Here is a 17192-nt window from a genome sequence, read left to right as displayed (position 1 = left end):
TTTATGTAAATCAATTACATGCACTTCCGCTCCTTGTTGCAAGAATGTTAAGGCAATTGATTTACCAATTCCCGAGCATCCTCCGGTGACAACTACTTTTTTACCTTTTAATGAAAATAGCATAGTTTATTTGTTTAGTCGCTAGTTGTCTGTTGCTAGTTGCTAGCTGTCAGTCGCTAGTTTTCTATTATTTATATTATTTTTCTCACCTATTTAACTGCTAATCGCCGCATTGCATGCGTCTCAAACTTTGGCAATCCTGAAAGGTTTGCCAAAGAGGCTAACGTCCAGCGTCTAGCGTCTAAAGCGATACCCCTCTCCTCCAGAACATAAAATCATCCTGTCCCAAATCCATTGCTTTCGTTGTAATCTCACCTGAAGCCAGTTTAATCACATATTCTAAAACTTCTTCACCCATTTCTTCAACTGATTTTTCTCCGCTGATGATAGGACCGCAATCGATATCAATGATTTCAGGTAATTTTTGAGCCAATCGTGTATTCGTTGACAACTTAACCATCGGGCTAATGGGGTTGCCCGTAGGCGTTCCTAACCCTGTTGTAAATAATTGTACCGTAGCTCCTGCTCCTGCCATTCCTGTGGTGGCCAATACATCATTTCCGGGTGTACAAACTAAGTTAAGCCCTTTTTGAGTCGCGTATTGTCCATATCCAAGGGCGTCAATGATCGGTGAGGATCCTGCTTTTTTAGCTGCTCCAGCTGATTTGATCGCATCGGTGATTAATCCATCTTTGATGTTTCCAGGTGATGGATTCATGTCGAAGCCCGCTCCTACTGCTGCGGCACGTTTGGCATACTCACGCATCATTTTGCCAAAATTATCTGCTACCTCTGCGGTTACAGAACGATTTTGTAATTCTTGTTCTACACCACATAACTCGGGAAATTCGGCAATCATGACAGTTCCACCCAGTCCCACAAGTAAGTCGGCCGTATGTCCAATCGCCGGATTAGCCGATATTCCTGAAAAGCCATCAGATCCACCACATTTTACGCCCAATCGTAACGCGGATAAGGGAGCAGGTTTGCGATCAATTTGATTGATTTCAATTAAGCCTTCAAATGTTTTCAATACAACCTCATTTAGTAAATTTTCAACTCCACTACCTTCATCTTGCTGTTGTTCAAAGATGTGCATTGGTTTATTGAAATTAGGGTCTTTTTCCGCTAATTTTTGCTTAAACACGGCAATTTGAGAATGCTGACAACCTAAACTTAAAATGGTTATTCCACCTACATTGGGATTGACGCAATAGCCTGCTAACAAGGCACATAGGTTTTCGGAATCATCTTTGTTTTCACCGCACCCGCTTTCATGTGTTAGAAATTTAATTCCATCTACATTGGGAAAAAGTGGGCTTTTGGCAATAATGGCCTCATTTGAGCTTGAGCCTAATGTTAATGATTTTCCTGCTTCAAATTGCTTCCGTAAATGAATGACTTGCTCAGTCACGGAATCATTTTTCTGAAAGCCCAAACCTTGAATGAATGCATTTTTAAGTAATTCAATGTTTCTGTTTTCACAGAATACAAGCGGTATGACCAACCAATAATTCTGCGTACCTACTTGTCCATCCGTGCGGTGATATCCATTAAAGGTTCTGTTTTGGAATTTACTTACATCCGGACTAGACCATGAATAGTCTTTCAACTTTCCTTCAAAATCTTGAGAGGCATGATGTAGATTAAACGTATGAATGAGTCCACCCTTGGGAATATCTTGACTTGCGTGACCCACCAAAACACCATACATATAGGCGTTCCCATTTTTGGCTATTGCTTCCGTTGTAAACTTGTGTTTGGCAGCAATGTCATCTTGTAAAGTAATTTTGTTTCCTTCATGCTCAATAACAGTACCTGCTTTAAGATCTTGTAAGGCAACAAGTAAATTGTCAGATGGATTTATTTGTAGAAAAGTACGTGACATAGAATTAATTTAAACTAAATATGCGTTTGGTTAATACCCATTTTTCGGTGGGTTTCGATCCTGGAATTCGTTGTTGGAATTTATTCATTAAATTTTCCCAGGCTTGTACAGCTTCATTTTTCTGATCTGTTTTAGCTTTTGCTTCAAAGTTAAATGTGTTATCAGTGATCATTTCCATGACCAAGCGATTCGCATAGCGGAAAATTTCCATGGAAGTAATTCCTGAATCACGTATACTTTGATCGATTTCTTTTGGAATCAATTCATGATATGCTTCATATTGCCTGATGGACGATTCTTCATCTACCAGATCTAAGATTAAAATATATCTATTCATGTGTAGAAATTCTGGATCCACGGTAAGCAAAATAGACGATGTAACTAAAACAAAATAAAGGTATTGCCAATGCCATATTCGTATTAATCTTAAATAATGATGCGGCCAATGGAGGTAAAATAGATCCGCCCACTATCGACATAATGATTAACGAAGAAGCTAATTTAGAGCCTTCTCCAAGGTTTTTACATGATAGTGCAAAGATGGTTGGAAACATAATGGATTGACAAAAATAAACCATCATTAATGCTATCACCGCAATGATACCTCCACCTATCATGGCAATAATGAGTGATGCCACAGCACCGATTGCATAGATACCAAGAATTTGGTTTGATTTAAATTTACCCATCAGGAAGGTGCCTAAAAAACGACCCAATAAGAACAAGATGAATGCAAACGAAGCATGAAAACTAGCCATTTGCGTTGCCGACATCTCTGAGGTAGTCTGATAAATTTTCTCAACTATCCATAAATTGGTTTCAGGTGCATAATCAATTTTTAAGTCAACGAAATTGCCCCAAAGTGTTACCTGAGCACCTACATTTAAAAACTGAGCAATGATGCCTAGTACCAGATGCTTATGTTTTAACAAATCACTGATGGTCACTTTTGATTCTTTTTGTTCGCCTGATTTTAATTCAGGCATTTTGGTAAATGCAAATAAAATGGCTACGAAACTGACAACACACCCTACTAATAAATAAGGAGTTTGTACGGAAGCAGCATGTGCGGCACGAATGGCCTCGGATTCAGCCATGGGCATCGCCGCTAATACTTCTGGGCTATACTCTATCTCTGAAAAGATAAATAACCCGCCTATGACAGGACCTAAAATGATACTCATTCCATTAAATGATTGAGCAAAATTTAAGCGATAATCACCTTTTGCTGGATCTCCTAATTTCGTTACATATAGATTAGCAGCCGTTTCTAAAAATGCAATTCCACTGGCAATCATAAATAAAGCCACTAGAAAAAAGGAATAGGAACGCACATCAGCCGCTGGATAAAATAAAAAGGCACCTGCTGCATATAAGATCAAGCCGAATAAGATACCCATCTTATACCCATACCTGCGCATGACAACACCAGCTGGCAATGCCATGACAAAATATCCGGCATAAAAGGCTGTTTCTACGATATTTGCCTGCCAACGTTGTAAGTCTAAGGCCGTTTGAAATTGTTTAACTAGCGTTCCGTTCAAGCTATTGGCTAATCCCCACAAAAAGAATAAACTTGTTACAAGGATTAAAGGAATGGTATAATTGGCTTTTTCTGATGAATTTATCTGAATAGGTTCGTTTTCGGTTTGAGGTAATGCCATAAGGAATTGTTTTAAGTGAAAGTCAAAAGTTCTTTCAATTTACCTTCTTTTTTCTTTAATTTTAAATCACTTTATAAACTAAATTTAAATATGAAATTTCGATTAACCCTATTTACTTGTTTAATCTCTTTTATATCTCTAGCACAAGTAAAAAGTCCAGACGAATTTTTAGGATATCAATTGGGTTCTCGATTTTCCTATCATTACCAACTGGTAGAATATTGTAAATATATCGCTATTCAGCGCCCTGAGTTAGCTAAATGGCAGTCTTATGGGAAGACAAATGAAGGACGTGAGTTAGGTATTTTAATATTATCTAAGTCCATTAACGTGCTTAATAAGTTAGATCAAATTAGAGAGGTACATCATCAAGTTATTCAAGGTCAGAAATTAGTGAATTCAGATTTACCAGTTATTATTAATCTATCTTTTAATGTACATGGCAATGAGGCGGCTGGTTCAGAAGCTGCTATGGGTGCTATTTATGATTTGGTTAAAGACGGTGGTGTTTTAGCGTCTATGAACAAGGATTATGTTGTTTTATTGGACCCCTGTATAAATCCTGATGGTCGCGATGCCTATGTTACACAATTCAATCGTCGTAATTTCATTTCGGGAGGCAATGCTGACCCATTCGATCAAGAACACTTTGAAGGTTCAGTCTCCGGTCGTTATAATCATTATTCATTTGATTTGAATCGTGATTGGGTTTGGCAAACACAAATTGAGACCCAACAACGGTTAGCATTTTTTCAATCCTGGATGCCGATGGTTCATGCTGATTTTCATGAACAGAGTTACCAACATACCTATTATTTCCCACCTGCTGCTAAACCATATTTGAATTTTATTTCGAGTTCAACGAAGGATTTACAAACGAGCGTTGGAAAGTCTTTCGCGCGTTTATTTGACAAGCAGAAATGGCCATTTTTTACGTCTGAGGTGTATGATTTATTTTATCCAGGATATGGTGACACCTATCCAATACTCAATGGCGCCTTAGGAATGACTTTGGAACAAGGCGGTATTCGCGGCGGCTTGCAAGCTCAAAAATCAAATTTAGATACCATTCGATTTGTAGATCGTGTGAATCATCATCGCCAATTGGCAATTAATTTAGTTGAGTGGTCACTAACGAATAGCGAAACAGTAAAAGCTAGTTTTTATGCCAATCATTCTTTAGCCCGTACTAATCCCACAAATTTGTATAAAACCTACGTTATCCCTCAAAATGAAATAGGTAAGTCGGCAGAATTAATTAAAATCTTACAAGCTAATCGGATTCAAGTGAGTCAATTAGACAAAGATTCTCAAGTAAATGCTTTTTCATACGCTGATCAAAAAACAGGTTCTTTTAAAGCTTTTAAAGGTGATTTAGCTATATCAGCTTACCAGTCAGCAGCTCCCATGATTCAAGCCTTGTTGGACCCCACGCCCGTATTAGAAGATTCAGTAACTTATGATATTACTGCTTGGAATCTATTTCAAATTCATGGCATACGTGCTTATGGAATAAAAGAAAAGTTGTCAGTAACGACCTACACCGAAGTAGGATTTAAAGATAATCCCGTTAGCGAAAATCAAGTTGCCTTTGTTTTTAAACCATCATCTACTTCGGTGGCATTCGTTGACCAATTGATTAAACTTGGTTATTTAGTGGTTTTCAATGATAAAGAAGTTGGGTTCGAAGGTAATAAATACGCTCCAGGTCATCTTTGGGTATTGAAGAAAAGAGGAAATTGGGATGCATTACGTTTAGAGGCAAATAAAAATCAGGTTCAATTAGTAGGTGTTTCTACTTTTCGTGCCGATTTTGGTGCAGATTTAGGTTCTCCACATTTTATACAGGTAAATACTAGTCGTATTGCTGTGGTAGTTGATCCCAGTTTTGATGTAAACCAACAAGGTGAATTGGCTTATTACTTAACGACAAAAATGAAACTCAATCCATCCTTCATTCCATTTGCTTCGTTATTTAGAGCTAATCTAAGCAATTATTCCCAAGTTATTTTCCCTAATTCAAAGGCGCTTGATTTATCCAAAAATCAGAAGACTTTACTGGACGATTACGTTCGCAAGGGCGGTTATGTGATTTTGTTTGAGAAAGCGGTAAGTATGATATCAGATAAGGAATTAGCATTAAATGTAAAGGATTTGACTGATTCATCTGATAACAATACGAGTTATGAGGATTCAGAACGTCACGAAATTTCTAAAACACTTTCTGGTAATTTGATATTAGCTAATTTAGAAAAATCAAATCCTATTGGATTTCGAATTAATCGTGATCAGGTAATTGTTATAAATCAAGCTGAGCAGTTGGTGAGCAAACATCCTCTTTGGAAGTCGATCCTTAGTACGCCTACATCCAATACTGCCTATTTTGGATTCTTAGGAAATCGAGTTAAATCAAAAGTAGATAATAGCCTTTTGCTAGGAACTTATTCGTTGGGACTGGGCAGTTATATTTGGTTTGGCTTTAATCCTTTGTTTAGAGCTATTCCAAATCAAACAACAGCTTTATTTGAAAACTCAATCTTATATCATGCAAATTAAAAGAATCACATTCTTCTTTTTGGTCTTCGCTTCAAGTGTGGTGAATGGACAAAGCATTAAACCGATTGCTCCTCTTCCTTCAGCTAAACAATTGGCTTGGCAAGAGTTGACGTATTATGGATTCGTGCATTTTAATATGAATACATTTACTAATGTTGAATGGGGCGAAGGCAAGGAAGATCCTAAATTATTCAATCCTACGGCACTGGATTGTAATCAATGGGTAAAGATTGCGAAAGCTGCCGGAATGAAGGGCCTCATCTTAACTGCCAAACATCATGATGGTTTCGCATTATATCCTTCCAAATTTACAGAACATTCGGTAGCTAAATCTCCTTGGAAACAAGGCAAAGGCGATGTAGTACGAGAATTAGCAAATGCATGTAAACGGTATGGATTAAAATTGGGGATCTATTTATCTCCATGGGATCGGTTCCATCCGGCTTATGGGACAGATTCTTATAATCAGGTGTATGCTAACATGCAAAAGGAGTTGTTGACACAATACGGGCCAATTTTCGAGTTTTGGTATGATGGTGCGAATGGTGAAGGTCCCAATGGGAAGAAGCAAGTTTATGATTGGAACTTGTTTCATTCCATGGTTAATCAGTATCAACCCGAAGCTGTTCAGTTTTCAGATAATGGACCTGATATTCGTTGGGTAGGTAATGAGCGTGGTTTTTCATACGAAAAAATGTGGTCGCCAATTAATAAGGACGAGATTTATCCCGGATATCCCAAATTTGATGAATATAAACAAGGGCAGGAAAATGGGAGTCATTGGGTGGCACCTGAAGTAGATGTTAGTTTGCGTCCAGGTTGGTATTATCATCCAGATCAAGATGATAAGGTAAAATCTCCAGATTCTTTGATGCGAATTTATGTTGCTTCTGTAGGCCGAAATGCTAATTTATTAATCAACATACCAGTCGATACGCGCGGATTGATTCATCCGAATGATTCTTCAGCACTTATGGGATTACAAAGGTTAATTTCGAAAGGGTTAGTAAGTAAACTATCATCAAAAGATGTACTAACTTCATCTTCTTCTGAAAAGGGACATTTAGCAGCTCATATTTATGATAAAGATGAGAAATCGTTTTGGGCGGCAAAAGAATCAGATTTGAAGCCTCAATTAAATTGGAGTTCAAGTGAATCACGCTTATTGAATGCCGTTGTTTTACAAGAGCCAATTTCCCTTGGGCAACGTGTTAAGCAATTTCAAGTCACTTTAACTGATGAGAATGGTACAGTCGAAAAAATTAACGGTTATACCATTGGTAATAAACGTATTTTGCCATTCAAAGCCCGTAAAGTAAAAAGCATCCAAATTGATTTCTTGGATGCTCGCGGGCAAGTATTAATTGCCAATTTCGACCTATTGTATATTACTTCAGAACGTAACGAATCGCTGTACCACTAAAGGTATAACCATTCGCATCTTTTGTTGTATACACTTGGTATTTGACGTCAATTAAAGCGGATGCTCCAAGTTCCTCTGCTTTAGCGACCATTTTTTCGAGTATTTCCTTTTTCTTATTTTGATGAATTCCACGATTAAGCAGTTTGTCATTCTGTGTCTGCGCTAATGTTAAAGGTATTTCATCAGAAAAGCTGATGGGTTCAATCACTTCATATTTTTGTTTTGGCTCTTCTTGTCCATACAACACATCTATTGCATACTTAACAGGAATTTCGAACCCTAATCCATCGTGTCGAGTAACGCCCCCATCTTTAAAATTTGGACTGTAATAGGTCGAAGGTTTAATATATTTGGTACAACCAATTAATGCGCTGCTTAGCAGGATTCCTCCTACTAACTTAAATGCTTTCTGAATCATATATTAATACTTTATCCCATAGTGAGGCACAATCTTCAATAAATTTCAAATGAATGGGATGCGTTTGATATACATCATGCCCTGACTCTTTTTCAAAAGTCGTTAGTAGACAATAATCGTATGAACGATCAATGACAGGGCGATCGGTGTTCGCAGGTTTACCTACACTAAAGACATCAACCGTATCAATATCTGCAAGTGAACTTACTCCTACCTCAAATTTTTGAATTTCTTCAGTAGACAACCCTTTTTTCAACCAAAAATTAACAACGTGTACAAACATTATTTGGATAGTTTAACTTGTTTAATAATAGCTTCTAATTTGTTACCTAGTTCCATTGAACCCTCAGCTAATGGCATACGTACTTGGCCCGACATTATTCCCTGCAGCGCCAAGATCTTTTTTACGCCTACCGGATTACCTTCTTCATATAAGAATGGATCAATAGTTAAAAAAGCAGCTAATGCCTTTTGGGCTGATTTAAAATCTCCTGACAATGCCGCATGAATCATTTGTGAAAACTGCTGAGGGAAAGCGTTGGCAATAACTGACATTACACCCACCCCACCTATGGAAATAATTGGTACCGCTTGAACATCATCTCCTGAAATTAATAAGAAATCTTCCGGTTTGTGAAAGGCAATTTCCATGCATTGTTCAATGATACAAGACGCCTCTTTAATTCCAATAATATTTTCATGTTCCGCTAAGGTTAACACCGTTTCTGGGGACATGTTTATACCGGTTCGTCCTGGAATATTGTACATGATAACCGGTACCGGACATGCGTCTGCTATAGCTTGATAATGTGCAATTACGCCGCGTGCGCTGGGTTTATTATAATAGGGACAAACAGATAAAATGGCATCAATACCACTGAAATCTGTCTCGTTGATTTGCTTTATTAAGCTCTCTGTATTGTTGCCGCCTAAACCATAAACGATGGGTAAATTTCGAGAATTACTTGTTTGAATGGTGGAGACAATTTGCTTTTTTTCATCAGCTGTTGTTGTTGCAGATTCCCCTGTCGTACCTTGAACGACCAAATAATCAACACCACCTTGACTAACATGAGTAACTAATTTTGCTAAACCACTCCAGTCAATGGATCGATTAGCCAACATCGGCGTAACTAATGCGGGAGCAACTCCATGAAATTTGGGTAATGATTGTGATTGCATATTTTATGAAATAAGCGCTATGAATTCCTCTTCGCTTAATATTTTAATATTTAATTGATTAGCCTTTTCAAGTTTGGCAGGCCCCATATTGTTTCCTGCAACCAAAAAATCGAGCTTAGATGATATACTTGAAACAACTTTACCACCATTCGCGATGATTTTTGCTTTTAGATCATCCCTTTCGAAGTTTTCAAAGACACCCGAAATTACAAAACTTTTTCCGACTAAGGCCTCCCCCTCCAAGACTATTTCTTGTATTTCTTCAGATAGCTGTACTTGGGCGGATCGTAACTTTTCAATAAATTCCCTATTGGATGCCAGCTTGAAATAATCTATAATACTTAATGCAATGCGTTCCCCTATTTCGGGTACGGCAATTAAATCATCATAGCTAGCATTACGTATGTTTTCTATACTTTGAAATGCGAGAATCAATTTTTCGGCAATTGTTGCTCCAACATGTCTTATACCAATGCCAAAAAGTACTTGTCTGAAAGGTATTTCTTTTGATTTTACTATCGAGTTTAGAATATTTGAAATGGATTTAGCTTGAAATCCTTCTAAACCATTAAAACTAAATTCAGTTAAGTCATATAAATCTGCGGCATTGTTTATAATCCCTTTTTCTACTAGCAAATCAATGGTTTCTGTTCCTAAGTTTTCAATGTTTAAGGCCTTGCGTTGAATAAAATGCTCTATTTTTCCCTTAATTTGAGGCGGACACGTTGACTCATTTATACAATAGTGGTTCGCCTCTCCTTCTGTTCTAATAAGTTCAGAGGAACAAGCGGGGCATGTTGTCGGGAATTTAAATTTATTTGATTGATTAACTCGTTTAGAATTATCAACACCCGTTATTTTTGGAATAATTTCTCCACCTTTTTCAATAAAGACTGTGTCGTTTTCATGCAAATCAAGTCGCTCCATTTCGTTCGCATTGTGAATTGAAGCTCTTTTTATGACAGTTCCAGCTAAGTATACTGGATTTAGATTTGCTACAGGTGTTACATTACCGGTTCTACCAACCTGGTATGAAATGCTCTCGATTTTCGTTTGTGCGATTTCAGAAGGGTATTTATAAGCAATTGCCCATCTTGGTGACTTAGCTGTAAATCCCAATCGTTCTTGTTGGCCTAAATCATTAATTTTTATTACGATACCATCTGTATTCAATGGTAAACCATGTCTTTTATTTTCCCAATCTTGAATATACTGTAGTACTTCATCGATGTTAAGACATTTTCGATAGGTTTCTGAAACGGGAAAACCATTTTTAGACAATAATTTTAGACCTTCTACATGGGTTTGAAATGGTATTTCGTTTCCTAGGTAGGCATATACAAAGCAAGCCATATTTCTTTGTGCAACAACGCTTGAATCTTGTAGTTTAAAAGTTCCTGAGGCTGCATTGCGCGGGTTAGCTAATGGAGGCTCACCTTTAGCCATTTTATCTTCATTAATTTTATCAAAAGATGCTATTGGCATGTATCCTTCTCCCCTTACTTCAAACGTTGCTGGAAAGTCATTCGATTGAATGTAATGTGGAATTGATTTTATGGTTTTAACATTGTTGGTAATGTCATCACCTTTTGTGCCATCACCTCGTGTAACGCCTTTAATCAACTTCCCATTTTCGTACCAAAAAGATAAAGCAACTCCATCGAATTTTAACTCGCAAACATATTCATAAGACTCACCTCCTAGCGTCTTTTTGATTCTTTCATCAAAATCACGCAAATCATCTTCATTATAAGTATTCCCAAGTGATAACATGGGAAATACATGCGTAACAGATTTAAAGTTTTTAGTTATGGTTCCGCCAACATGTTTTGTTGGGCTGTTTGCGAGTGCAAATAATGGATTTTCATATTCGAGTTTTTGCAATTCAACTAAAAGCTTATCAAATGCTTCATCTGAAATTAAACTCTCATTTAATTGGTAATATGCATGATTGAAGTGGTTTATTTGGTCCACTAGGTCTTGCATCTTTTTTTGAATATCCATATGCAACTAATTAGCCTACAAAGTTAATCCTAATCTTATCAGAAATAAGCCTTAGCCAATATTTTTCATACCTTTGTAAAATGGAAAAGTTAATCATCGCACCTTCAGTTTTAGCAGCAGATTTTGCCAACTTAGCAAAAGAGACATCTATGTTGAATGAATCGGCTGCAGCTTGGATTCATATTGATGTAATGGATGGGGTTTTTGTGCCTAATATTTCATTTGGTTTTCCAGTATTAGAAGCAATTAAGAAGCATTCGACTAAATTTCTTGATTGTCATTTGATGATTGAAAAACCGGAGCGTTACATTGCCCAATTCGCAAAAAGTGGGGCAGATATGATTACAGTTCATGCGGAAGCTTGTCCGCATCTGCATAGGACAATACAGCAAATTAAATCAGAGGGTTGCATGGCAGGTGTTGCAATTAATCCAGGAACTCCGGTTTCTGTTTTAGAAGATGTTATTGAGGATCTTGATTTAGCCTTAATTATGTCGGTTAATCCGGGTTTTGGTGGTCAGAGCTTTATTGCTAATTCAATACAAAAAACGAGCCAATTAAAAACATTGATAAATTCATCCGGTAAGGATATTTATCTAGAGATTGATGGAGGCGTAAATAAAAATAACGCTGTTGACTTAATTCAAGCCGGAGCTAATGTTCTAGTAGCTGGAAGTTTTGTTTTTGCGTCAGTTGATCCGAAATCAACCATTCAAGAATTGTTAGACTTGGTTTAATTTTGTAATGATAAGAATAATTTTTGTAGCCCTATTTAGTTTTTCTTTAGCTAATGTAGCTGCACAATCTGTGCAATGGGCATCAAAAGTCATGTCATTTTCGAGTGAATACGCTGACCCTTTATTGGGTAGAGAATATCGTGCCCAACATATCCTAGGTAGGCCAAGTAAGTACCCTAAGTTTTCAGCCAGTCCGAGTGCCTGGCAATCATTAACACCTGATAATCCTGGTGGGGAATTTATCATTGTCTCATTTGACACAGCTCGAGTAATCAAGCAAGTAGCTATTTTTGAAAATTTTGGTGCTGGTTCGATTACGCGTGTTGATGCATTGGATGAAAACAATAAGCTCTATTTATTACATGAATTTAATGCTGGATATGCTCAATCAAATGGGCAAATTACCAAGATACGATTACCCAATCTTACTTCATTTAAAGTTAAATCGATTAAAATATCCATGAATTCCATGCGTGTATCGGGATACTCGCAAATTGACGCAGTGGCAATATCAGATGTAGATGTACCTATAGAAAATAAGATTAAGCTAGAATCGGATCCCAATGCCTATTTAGTCAAGGAGAATATGGGAACCGTAATTAATTCGAAGTTCAATGAATTATACCCAGTAGTTAGTCCAGATGGTAAGCGACTTTATTTTACCCGCTGGAAGCATCCAGAAAATTTAGGCGACAACAAAAATCAGGATATATGGTATACCCAGTTGGATGAAAAAAAACAATGGGAAAAAGCTAAATTGTTCCCATCCCCTATCAATAATGAGGAGAACAATGCCATATGTGGAATTTCCCCCAATGGAAAGATGATTTTATTAAATAATGTCTATGGTAAAGATGGACATATGGAAAAGGGGGTTTCCTTGTCCTATTTACTCAGAAATGGAGAATGGAGTTTTCCCAAACAAATTCGTATTCAAAACTTCAAGAATAAATCGGAGTATTCTGAATATACAATAGCTCCAGATGGTAAAACGTTGTTAATGACGACTGAAACCAAAGATTCCTACGGCGGTAAGGATATTTATGTTTCTTTTTTAAAACCAGATGATACTTGGACTGAACCGAAAAATATTGGACCTGTGGTTAATTCTGGTGAGTCAGAGAGTACTCCATTTATTGCTCCTGATGGTCAAACAATGTATTTTTCTTCTAGTGGACATATTGGATATGGGAACAATGATGTTTTTATTACTAGGCGCTTGGATGATACTTGGCTAAATTGGTCAGCTCCAGAAAATGTAGGCCCCGCGGTTAATACAAGTGAATGGGATGGCTATTTTACGGTTTCTGCAAAAGGAGATTATGCCTATTTTAGTTCAGTAGAAAACTCTATGGGAGCTGAGGATATATTTCGGATTAAAATACCAGAGAAAATTAAGCCACAAACACTAATTCAATTTTCAGGAAAAGTGGTTAATCAAGTTTCTAAGCAAGGTATATCAGCTCGAGTAAGTATTAAGTCGCAGGTATCTGGTGATTCCTTATCATTCGATTATGATCCATATTTAGGTGATTTGAGTTTTATGTGGCCAAGCAAAAAACCATTTCAAGTTCAAGTCAAAGCAAAAGGCTTTGTGACAAAAAGTGAGATTTTTGATTACAAGAATCAAGCGAAGTATACTGAGGCTTCTCATATTTTTGAGATGATTCCAATCGAGGAAAGTAAAAAAATAAAATTCCCTAATGTTTATTTTGCGCAAAGCAAGTTTGAAATTGATAAAGAGTCTTACCAAGCTCTCAATGAGATTGTAAGTATTTTACGAGAAAATTCAGATTTTAACATTTTAATTGAAGGTCATACGGATAATCAAGGTGATTGGAATGAAAATTTAATGTTGTCCTGGGAACGTGTTAAGCAAGTAAAGGAATATCTAGTAAAGCAAGGAATAATTGAAACGCGCATTCAGACTAAAGGTTGGGGTGGAACTAAGCCCCTTTCAGCAAGTACTTTAGAAGATAAGCGCCGATTAAATAGACGTGTGGAATTTAGTATAATTACAAATCAATGATAGGTAAAAAGGATATTTATTTTGATCAGTTGAATGGAATTCGGTTTATTGCTGTTTTCTTAGTTTTGATTGATCATTGGTTAATCCCAATTAATCCTTTTGCTTTTTTTGGACATTTAGGCGTTGTTTTGTTTTTTGTACTCAGTGGTTTTTTAATTACCCGGATTTTATTCAAAAGTGCTGATGATTATCGAAAGAATCATTCGGGTTTGTTAGTAAAAATTTTCCGATTTATCTACAGGAGATCTTTGCGCATCTTCCCTATCTATTTTTTACTATTGTTTTTAGGGTTTCTTTTCTCATTATCTAACTTTAGACAGGTATGGCCCTATTTGGTATTCTATCTTCCCAATATATTCATCATGTTAAAAGGAACTTGGTTGGGGATTTGGGATCATTTGTGGTCCTTGGCTGTTGAGGAGCAATATTATCTAGTCTTCCCCTATTTTGTATTATTGTTAAACCCTAGGAGCTACAAAGGTCTGTTTTTTGCGATGATAGTACTTGGCATAGGTACTCGCTTAGGATTTGCTTTATTTGCTTCGCATGATGTAAAAGAGTCAAATTGGATGTGGTGGTATGTAAACCCTTTTTCTGCATTAGATTGTTTTGGAATCGGTGGCATTTTGGCTTATTTATTTCATTATAGACAGGCAGACTTTCAATCACTGAACTACCTAAAACTTGGTTTGGCCGTAAGTATTTTTTTGTTTTGTGCCGTATTGGTTTTAGCAAAATATTCAGACTATTCACATGATAACATTTGGTCTATAATCTTTGAAAGATTATTTGGCGCTTTAGTTGCATTTTTTATAATTGGTCTATCAGTTCGAAATGATACTTGGTTTTTATCTTCTTTTCTTAAATTAAGATTTATATCGTATCTGGGTCAAATTTCATATGGTATATATCTTTACCATAACGTAGTCATGAATTATTTCCATGATTCTGGAAATACGATTTGGTATTATTTAAAATCCTATTTGCCTGATTTTCATTTAGAATTAGTTAATTTTACCCTCTATAAATTTTTGATTTGCCTGATTATTCTCATTGGCTTATCAAGCTTATCTTGGTATGTTATTGAAAGGCCTATCAACAAATATAAAAACCGCATATAATGCAAAATGATTTAGATTTAGTCGTAGTAATCCCAGCTTATAATGAGGAAGCTTGTATACGTGATGTAGTACCACATTGGATTGATGGTATTGCCAATGTTATACCGGTTGAAAGTTTTAAGCTTTTGATTATAAATGATGGTTCCAGAGATAATACAGGTGCAATTTTAGATGAATTGACAGGGGAATATCCGAATTTAATTGCGAAGCATCAGATAAATGGTGGACATGGAAACGCCATTTATAATGGCTATCAAATGGCCGTAGAGATGAATCCTGCATTTGTTTTCCAAACCGATTCAGATGACCAGTTTGACCCAAAAGATTTTCATAAGTTTTGGGAAAAAAGAAATGAATCTAATTTTGTTCTAGGGTTTAGAGAAGTCCGCCATGATGATCCTTTTCGTTTGATTATTACAAGAATACTTAAGTTTTCCTTGTTGTTTATTTATGGCACTTACATTCATGATGCGAATATCCCTTTTCGATTAATTCGCACAAGCTATTTAAAAAGATTATTAGCTGCTTTACCTAAGTCTGTCCCCTTTGCTCCCAATATTTTTCTTTCAGTTTTGGCTAAAAAGGCAGGTCAAAAATTATTTGATATTCCGGTTCTGCATAAAGAACGTGAAACAGGTGAAGTTTCTATTCGACACATGAAACTTCTTAAGGTATGTTGGCAAAGTTTCAAGGAACTTGCCTCATTCCGATTCGAATTAAATCGAATGGTGAAGGAAATAAATAAATAAAATAAAAAGGCTAATTCATTTGTGAATTAGCCTTTTTTGATGCTAAAGTAATACGATTAGGCTTTTAATTATTGCAGTTAATCGAATGGCATCTAGAATCCGAGCCTCAGTGGCACCGTGATTCTTTACTGATTGCTCATGTGATTTAACACACATTTCACATCCGTTAATTGCTGATACCGTTAAACTAGCTAGTTCAAAGAACTCTTTACCTAGGATAGGATTCATCATAATCGACATACGTATTCCTGCAGGCGCTGTATTGTAATATTCTTTATCCACCATATGTTTAAAACGGTAGAAAATGTTATTTGCATTCAATAATGAAACCAAGGCATGGATTTCAGTAATTTCAGCCTCAGTAGCTCCTTTATTTAAGGCTAATTCAGTTAGCGATTCTATTGTTCTTGTATGTTTTTGATTAACAGATACCGCAAGCGACAGAAGCAACGCTTCTTTCTCTGTTAATGTCTGAGCGCGCAAGGAATTAGAAACGTTAATCTTCAAATCTTTTATATAACGATGATCCGCTGCATCTAAGCTGTCTAGTAGGGCAAACGATTCTGTAGCAGGGATATTAATCTCTGCCAATAAGTTATCTTTTGTTTCACTCATGGTTGTTGAATTTAAAAGCCCCGGGGAATCCCGAGGCTATAAGAAAATTATAATGTTGCGTCACCAGCTTTCCAGTTACATGGACATAGCTCGTCGGTTTGTAATGCATCTAATACACGTAAAACTTCGTCTACATTACGACCTACACTAAGATCATTAGCTGATACCCAGCGTACAATACCTTCTTGGTCAGCGATATAGGTAACACGGTAAGCTACTTTTTCACCTTCTGTCAAAATTCCTAACTCTTCAGCTAAGCTTTTTGAGGTATCAGCCAACATAGGGAATTTTAATCCACGTAAATCATCGTGGTCTCTTCTCCATGCCGCGTGAACAAACTCAGAATCAGTTGAAGCTCCAATTAAAGAAGCGTCACGATCAGCGAAATCACTCGCACGACGATTAAATTCAGCAATTTCAGTTGGACATACAAAAGTGAAATCTTTTGGCCACCAAAACATTACCAACCACTTACCATCTTTTTTATGATCCTCAGATGTAATCGTAGCGAACTCTTTTCCTTGCTCCAAAGAAACAACCGCTGTTTTAGAAAATGTAGGAAATTGACTTCCTAAACCTAACATGTAATTTGCCATTTTATAATTGTTTTATTTTTTCATTAAACGATGCACAAATATCAAGCTAAATATTGTATCAATCAAATCTATATTTTTTATATTTGTATAACTTTTGCCTATAATATGACTATTACCCAATTAGAATACATTGTTGCTCTCGCAGATTTT

General features: G+C 36.5%; 16 protein-coding genes. 6 read left to right on the top strand and 10 right to left on the bottom strand.

The features are described 5' to 3' along the window. The 4 genes from ACIQZ2_RS10645 to fucP form a co-directional block, all read right to left on the bottom strand. The coding region (locus ACIQZ2_RS10645; protein ID WP_395768839.1) for an SDR family NAD(P)-dependent oxidoreductase at nucleotides 1-123 on the bottom strand (123 nt) is incomplete at its 3' end. 178 nt (nucleotides 124-301) lie between these two features. Further along, nucleotides 302-1948: a UxaA family hydrolase gene (locus ACIQZ2_RS10640; protein WP_395768838.1), complete on the bottom strand. Its 1647-nt coding sequence runs from the start codon at nucleotides 1946-1948 to the stop codon at nucleotides 302-304. A gap of 4 nt (nucleotides 1949-1952) precedes the next feature. Then, complete coding sequence (locus ACIQZ2_RS10635; RefSeq protein WP_395768837.1) at nucleotides 1953-2285, bottom strand: L-rhamnose mutarotase; 333 nt, start codon at nucleotides 2283-2285, stop codon at nucleotides 1953-1955. Further along, complete coding sequence (gene fucP / locus ACIQZ2_RS10630) at nucleotides 2278-3612, bottom strand: L-fucose:H+ symporter permease (protein ID WP_395768836.1); 1335 nt, start codon at nucleotides 3610-3612, stop codon at nucleotides 2278-2280. The genes ACIQZ2_RS10635 and fucP overlap by 8 nt, the downstream gene beginning before the upstream one ends. A 90-nt stretch (nucleotides 3613-3702) precedes the next feature. On the opposite strand from fucP, the gene ACIQZ2_RS10625 reads away from it, so the two are divergent. Further along, nucleotides 3703-6168 (top strand): M14 family zinc carboxypeptidase, encoded by a 2466-nt coding sequence (locus ACIQZ2_RS10625; RefSeq protein ID WP_395768835.1) that lies wholly within the window; start codon nucleotides 3703-3705, stop codon nucleotides 6166-6168. Further along, nucleotides 6158-7591 (top strand): alpha-L-fucosidase, encoded by a 1434-nt coding sequence (locus ACIQZ2_RS10620; RefSeq protein ID WP_395768834.1) that lies wholly within the window; start codon nucleotides 6158-6160, stop codon nucleotides 7589-7591. The genes ACIQZ2_RS10625 and ACIQZ2_RS10620 overlap by 11 nt, the downstream gene beginning before the upstream one ends. Here the strand turns inward: ACIQZ2_RS10620 and ACIQZ2_RS10615 are convergent. Genes ACIQZ2_RS10615 through ligA form a run of 4 tightly spaced genes read right to left on the bottom strand, consistent with a single transcriptional unit; the run spans nucleotide 7557 to nucleotide 11195 of the window. Continuing rightward, nucleotides 7557-8009, bottom strand: a complete 453-nt coding sequence (locus ACIQZ2_RS10615; RefSeq protein WP_395768833.1) for a heavy metal-binding domain-containing protein — start codon at nucleotides 8007-8009, stop codon at nucleotides 7557-7559. The genes ACIQZ2_RS10620 and ACIQZ2_RS10615 overlap by 35 nt on opposite strands. Then, a complete protein-coding gene (locus ACIQZ2_RS10610) occupies nucleotides 7990-8292 on the bottom strand; it encodes a Dabb family protein (protein WP_395768832.1) in 303 nt (100 codons plus the stop codon). The genes ACIQZ2_RS10615 and ACIQZ2_RS10610 overlap by 20 nt, the downstream gene beginning before the upstream one ends. After that, nucleotides 8292-9191: a 4-hydroxy-tetrahydrodipicolinate synthase gene (gene dapA, locus ACIQZ2_RS10605; RefSeq protein ID WP_395768831.1), complete on the bottom strand. Its 900-nt coding sequence runs from the start codon at nucleotides 9189-9191 to the stop codon at nucleotides 8292-8294. Before dapA ends, ACIQZ2_RS10610 begins: the two co-directional genes overlap by 1 nt. Before the next feature lie 3 nt (nucleotides 9192-9194). Further along, nucleotides 9195-11195 carry an NAD-dependent DNA ligase LigA gene (gene ligA / locus ACIQZ2_RS10600; protein WP_395768830.1) on the bottom strand — a complete coding sequence of 667 codons (2001 nt, stop codon included), beginning with the start codon at nucleotides 11193-11195 and terminating at the stop codon, nucleotides 9195-9197. An 80-nt stretch (nucleotides 11196-11275) separates the two neighbouring features. Here ligA and rpe point away from each other — a divergent pair, with 80 nt between their 5' ends. Genes rpe through ACIQZ2_RS10580 form a run of 4 tightly spaced genes read left to right on the top strand, consistent with a single transcriptional unit; the run spans nucleotide 11276 to nucleotide 15831 of the window. Beyond that, complete coding sequence (gene rpe, locus ACIQZ2_RS10595; protein WP_395768829.1) at nucleotides 11276-11932, top strand: ribulose-phosphate 3-epimerase; 657 nt, start codon at nucleotides 11276-11278, stop codon at nucleotides 11930-11932. 7 nt (nucleotides 11933-11939) lie between these two features. Further along, nucleotides 11940-13961, top strand: a complete 2022-nt coding sequence (locus ACIQZ2_RS10590; RefSeq protein WP_395768828.1) for an OmpA family protein — start codon at nucleotides 11940-11942, stop codon at nucleotides 13959-13961. After that, the gene (locus tag ACIQZ2_RS10585; RefSeq protein ID WP_395768827.1) at nucleotides 13958-15082 is read left to right on the top strand and encodes an acyltransferase family protein; all 1125 of its coding nucleotides are present in this window, start codon (nucleotides 13958-13960) and stop codon (nucleotides 15080-15082) included. The genes ACIQZ2_RS10590 and ACIQZ2_RS10585 overlap by 4 nt, the downstream gene beginning before the upstream one ends. After that, the gene (locus ACIQZ2_RS10580; protein WP_395768826.1) at nucleotides 15082-15831 is read left to right on the top strand and encodes a glycosyltransferase family 2 protein; all 750 of its coding nucleotides are present in this window, start codon (nucleotides 15082-15084) and stop codon (nucleotides 15829-15831) included. Before ACIQZ2_RS10585 ends, ACIQZ2_RS10580 begins: the two co-directional genes overlap by 1 nt. A 42-nt stretch (nucleotides 15832-15873) precedes the next feature. On the opposite strand, the gene ACIQZ2_RS10575 is transcribed toward ACIQZ2_RS10580, so the two are convergent. Together ACIQZ2_RS10575 and ACIQZ2_RS10570 are read right to left on the bottom strand one after the other, a co-directional pair. Further along, complete coding sequence (locus ACIQZ2_RS10575) at nucleotides 15874-16446, bottom strand: carboxymuconolactone decarboxylase family protein (protein ID WP_395768825.1); 573 nt, start codon at nucleotides 16444-16446, stop codon at nucleotides 15874-15876. Nucleotides 16447-16493: 47 nt separating this feature from the next. Then, nucleotides 16494-17030: a peroxiredoxin gene (locus ACIQZ2_RS10570; RefSeq protein ID WP_395768824.1), complete on the bottom strand. Its 537-nt coding sequence runs from the start codon at nucleotides 17028-17030 to the stop codon at nucleotides 16494-16496. Between the last annotated feature and the right edge of the window lie 162 nt (nucleotides 17031-17192).

Source organism: Aquirufa sp. (assembly GCF_044342065.1).
GTDB lineage: Bacteria > Bacteroidota > Bacteroidia > Cytophagales > Spirosomataceae > Aquirufa.
This window is presented reverse-complemented; position numbering and strand designations above follow the sequence as displayed.

Coding starts and splice junctions, on each gene's coding strand:
- ACIQZ2_RS10640 (WP_395768838.1), bottom strand. CDS start 1,948: ATGTCACGTACTTTTCTACAAATAAATCCATCTGACAATTTACTTGTT.
- ACIQZ2_RS10635 (WP_395768837.1), bottom strand. CDS start 2,285: ATGAATAGATATATTTTAATCTTAGATCTGGTAGATGAAGAATCGTCC.
- fucP (WP_395768836.1), bottom strand. CDS start 3,612: ATGGCATTACCTCAAACCGAAAACGAACCTATTCAGATAAATTCATCA.
- ACIQZ2_RS10625 (WP_395768835.1), top strand. CDS start 3,703: ATGAAATTTCGATTAACCCTATTTACTTGTTTAATCTCTTTTATATCT.
- ACIQZ2_RS10620 (WP_395768834.1), top strand. CDS start 6,158: ATGCAAATTAAAAGAATCACATTCTTCTTTTTGGTCTTCGCTTCAAGT.
- ACIQZ2_RS10615 (WP_395768833.1), bottom strand. CDS start 8,009: ATGATTCAGAAAGCATTTAAGTTAGTAGGAGGAATCCTGCTAAGCAGC.
- ACIQZ2_RS10610 (WP_395768832.1), bottom strand. CDS start 8,292: ATGTTTGTACACGTTGTTAATTTTTGGTTGAAAAAAGGGTTGTCTACT.
- dapA (WP_395768831.1), bottom strand. CDS start 9,191: ATGCAATCACAATCATTACCCAAATTTCATGGAGTTGCTCCCGCATTA.
- ligA (WP_395768830.1), bottom strand. CDS start 11,195: ATGGATATTCAAAAAAAGATGCAAGACCTAGTGGACCAAATAAACCAC.
- rpe (WP_395768829.1), top strand. CDS start 11,276: ATGGAAAAGTTAATCATCGCACCTTCAGTTTTAGCAGCAGATTTTGCC.
- ACIQZ2_RS10590 (WP_395768828.1), top strand. CDS start 11,940: ATGATAAGAATAATTTTTGTAGCCCTATTTAGTTTTTCTTTAGCTAAT.
- ACIQZ2_RS10585 (WP_395768827.1), top strand. CDS start 13,958: ATGATAGGTAAAAAGGATATTTATTTTGATCAGTTGAATGGAATTCGG.
- ACIQZ2_RS10580 (WP_395768826.1), top strand. CDS start 15,082: ATGCAAAATGATTTAGATTTAGTCGTAGTAATCCCAGCTTATAATGAG.
- ACIQZ2_RS10575 (WP_395768825.1), bottom strand. CDS start 16,446: ATGAGTGAAACAAAAGATAACTTATTGGCAGAGATTAATATCCCTGCT.
- ACIQZ2_RS10570 (WP_395768824.1), bottom strand. CDS start 17,030: ATGTTAGGTTTAGGAAGTCAATTTCCTACATTTTCTAAAACAGCGGTT.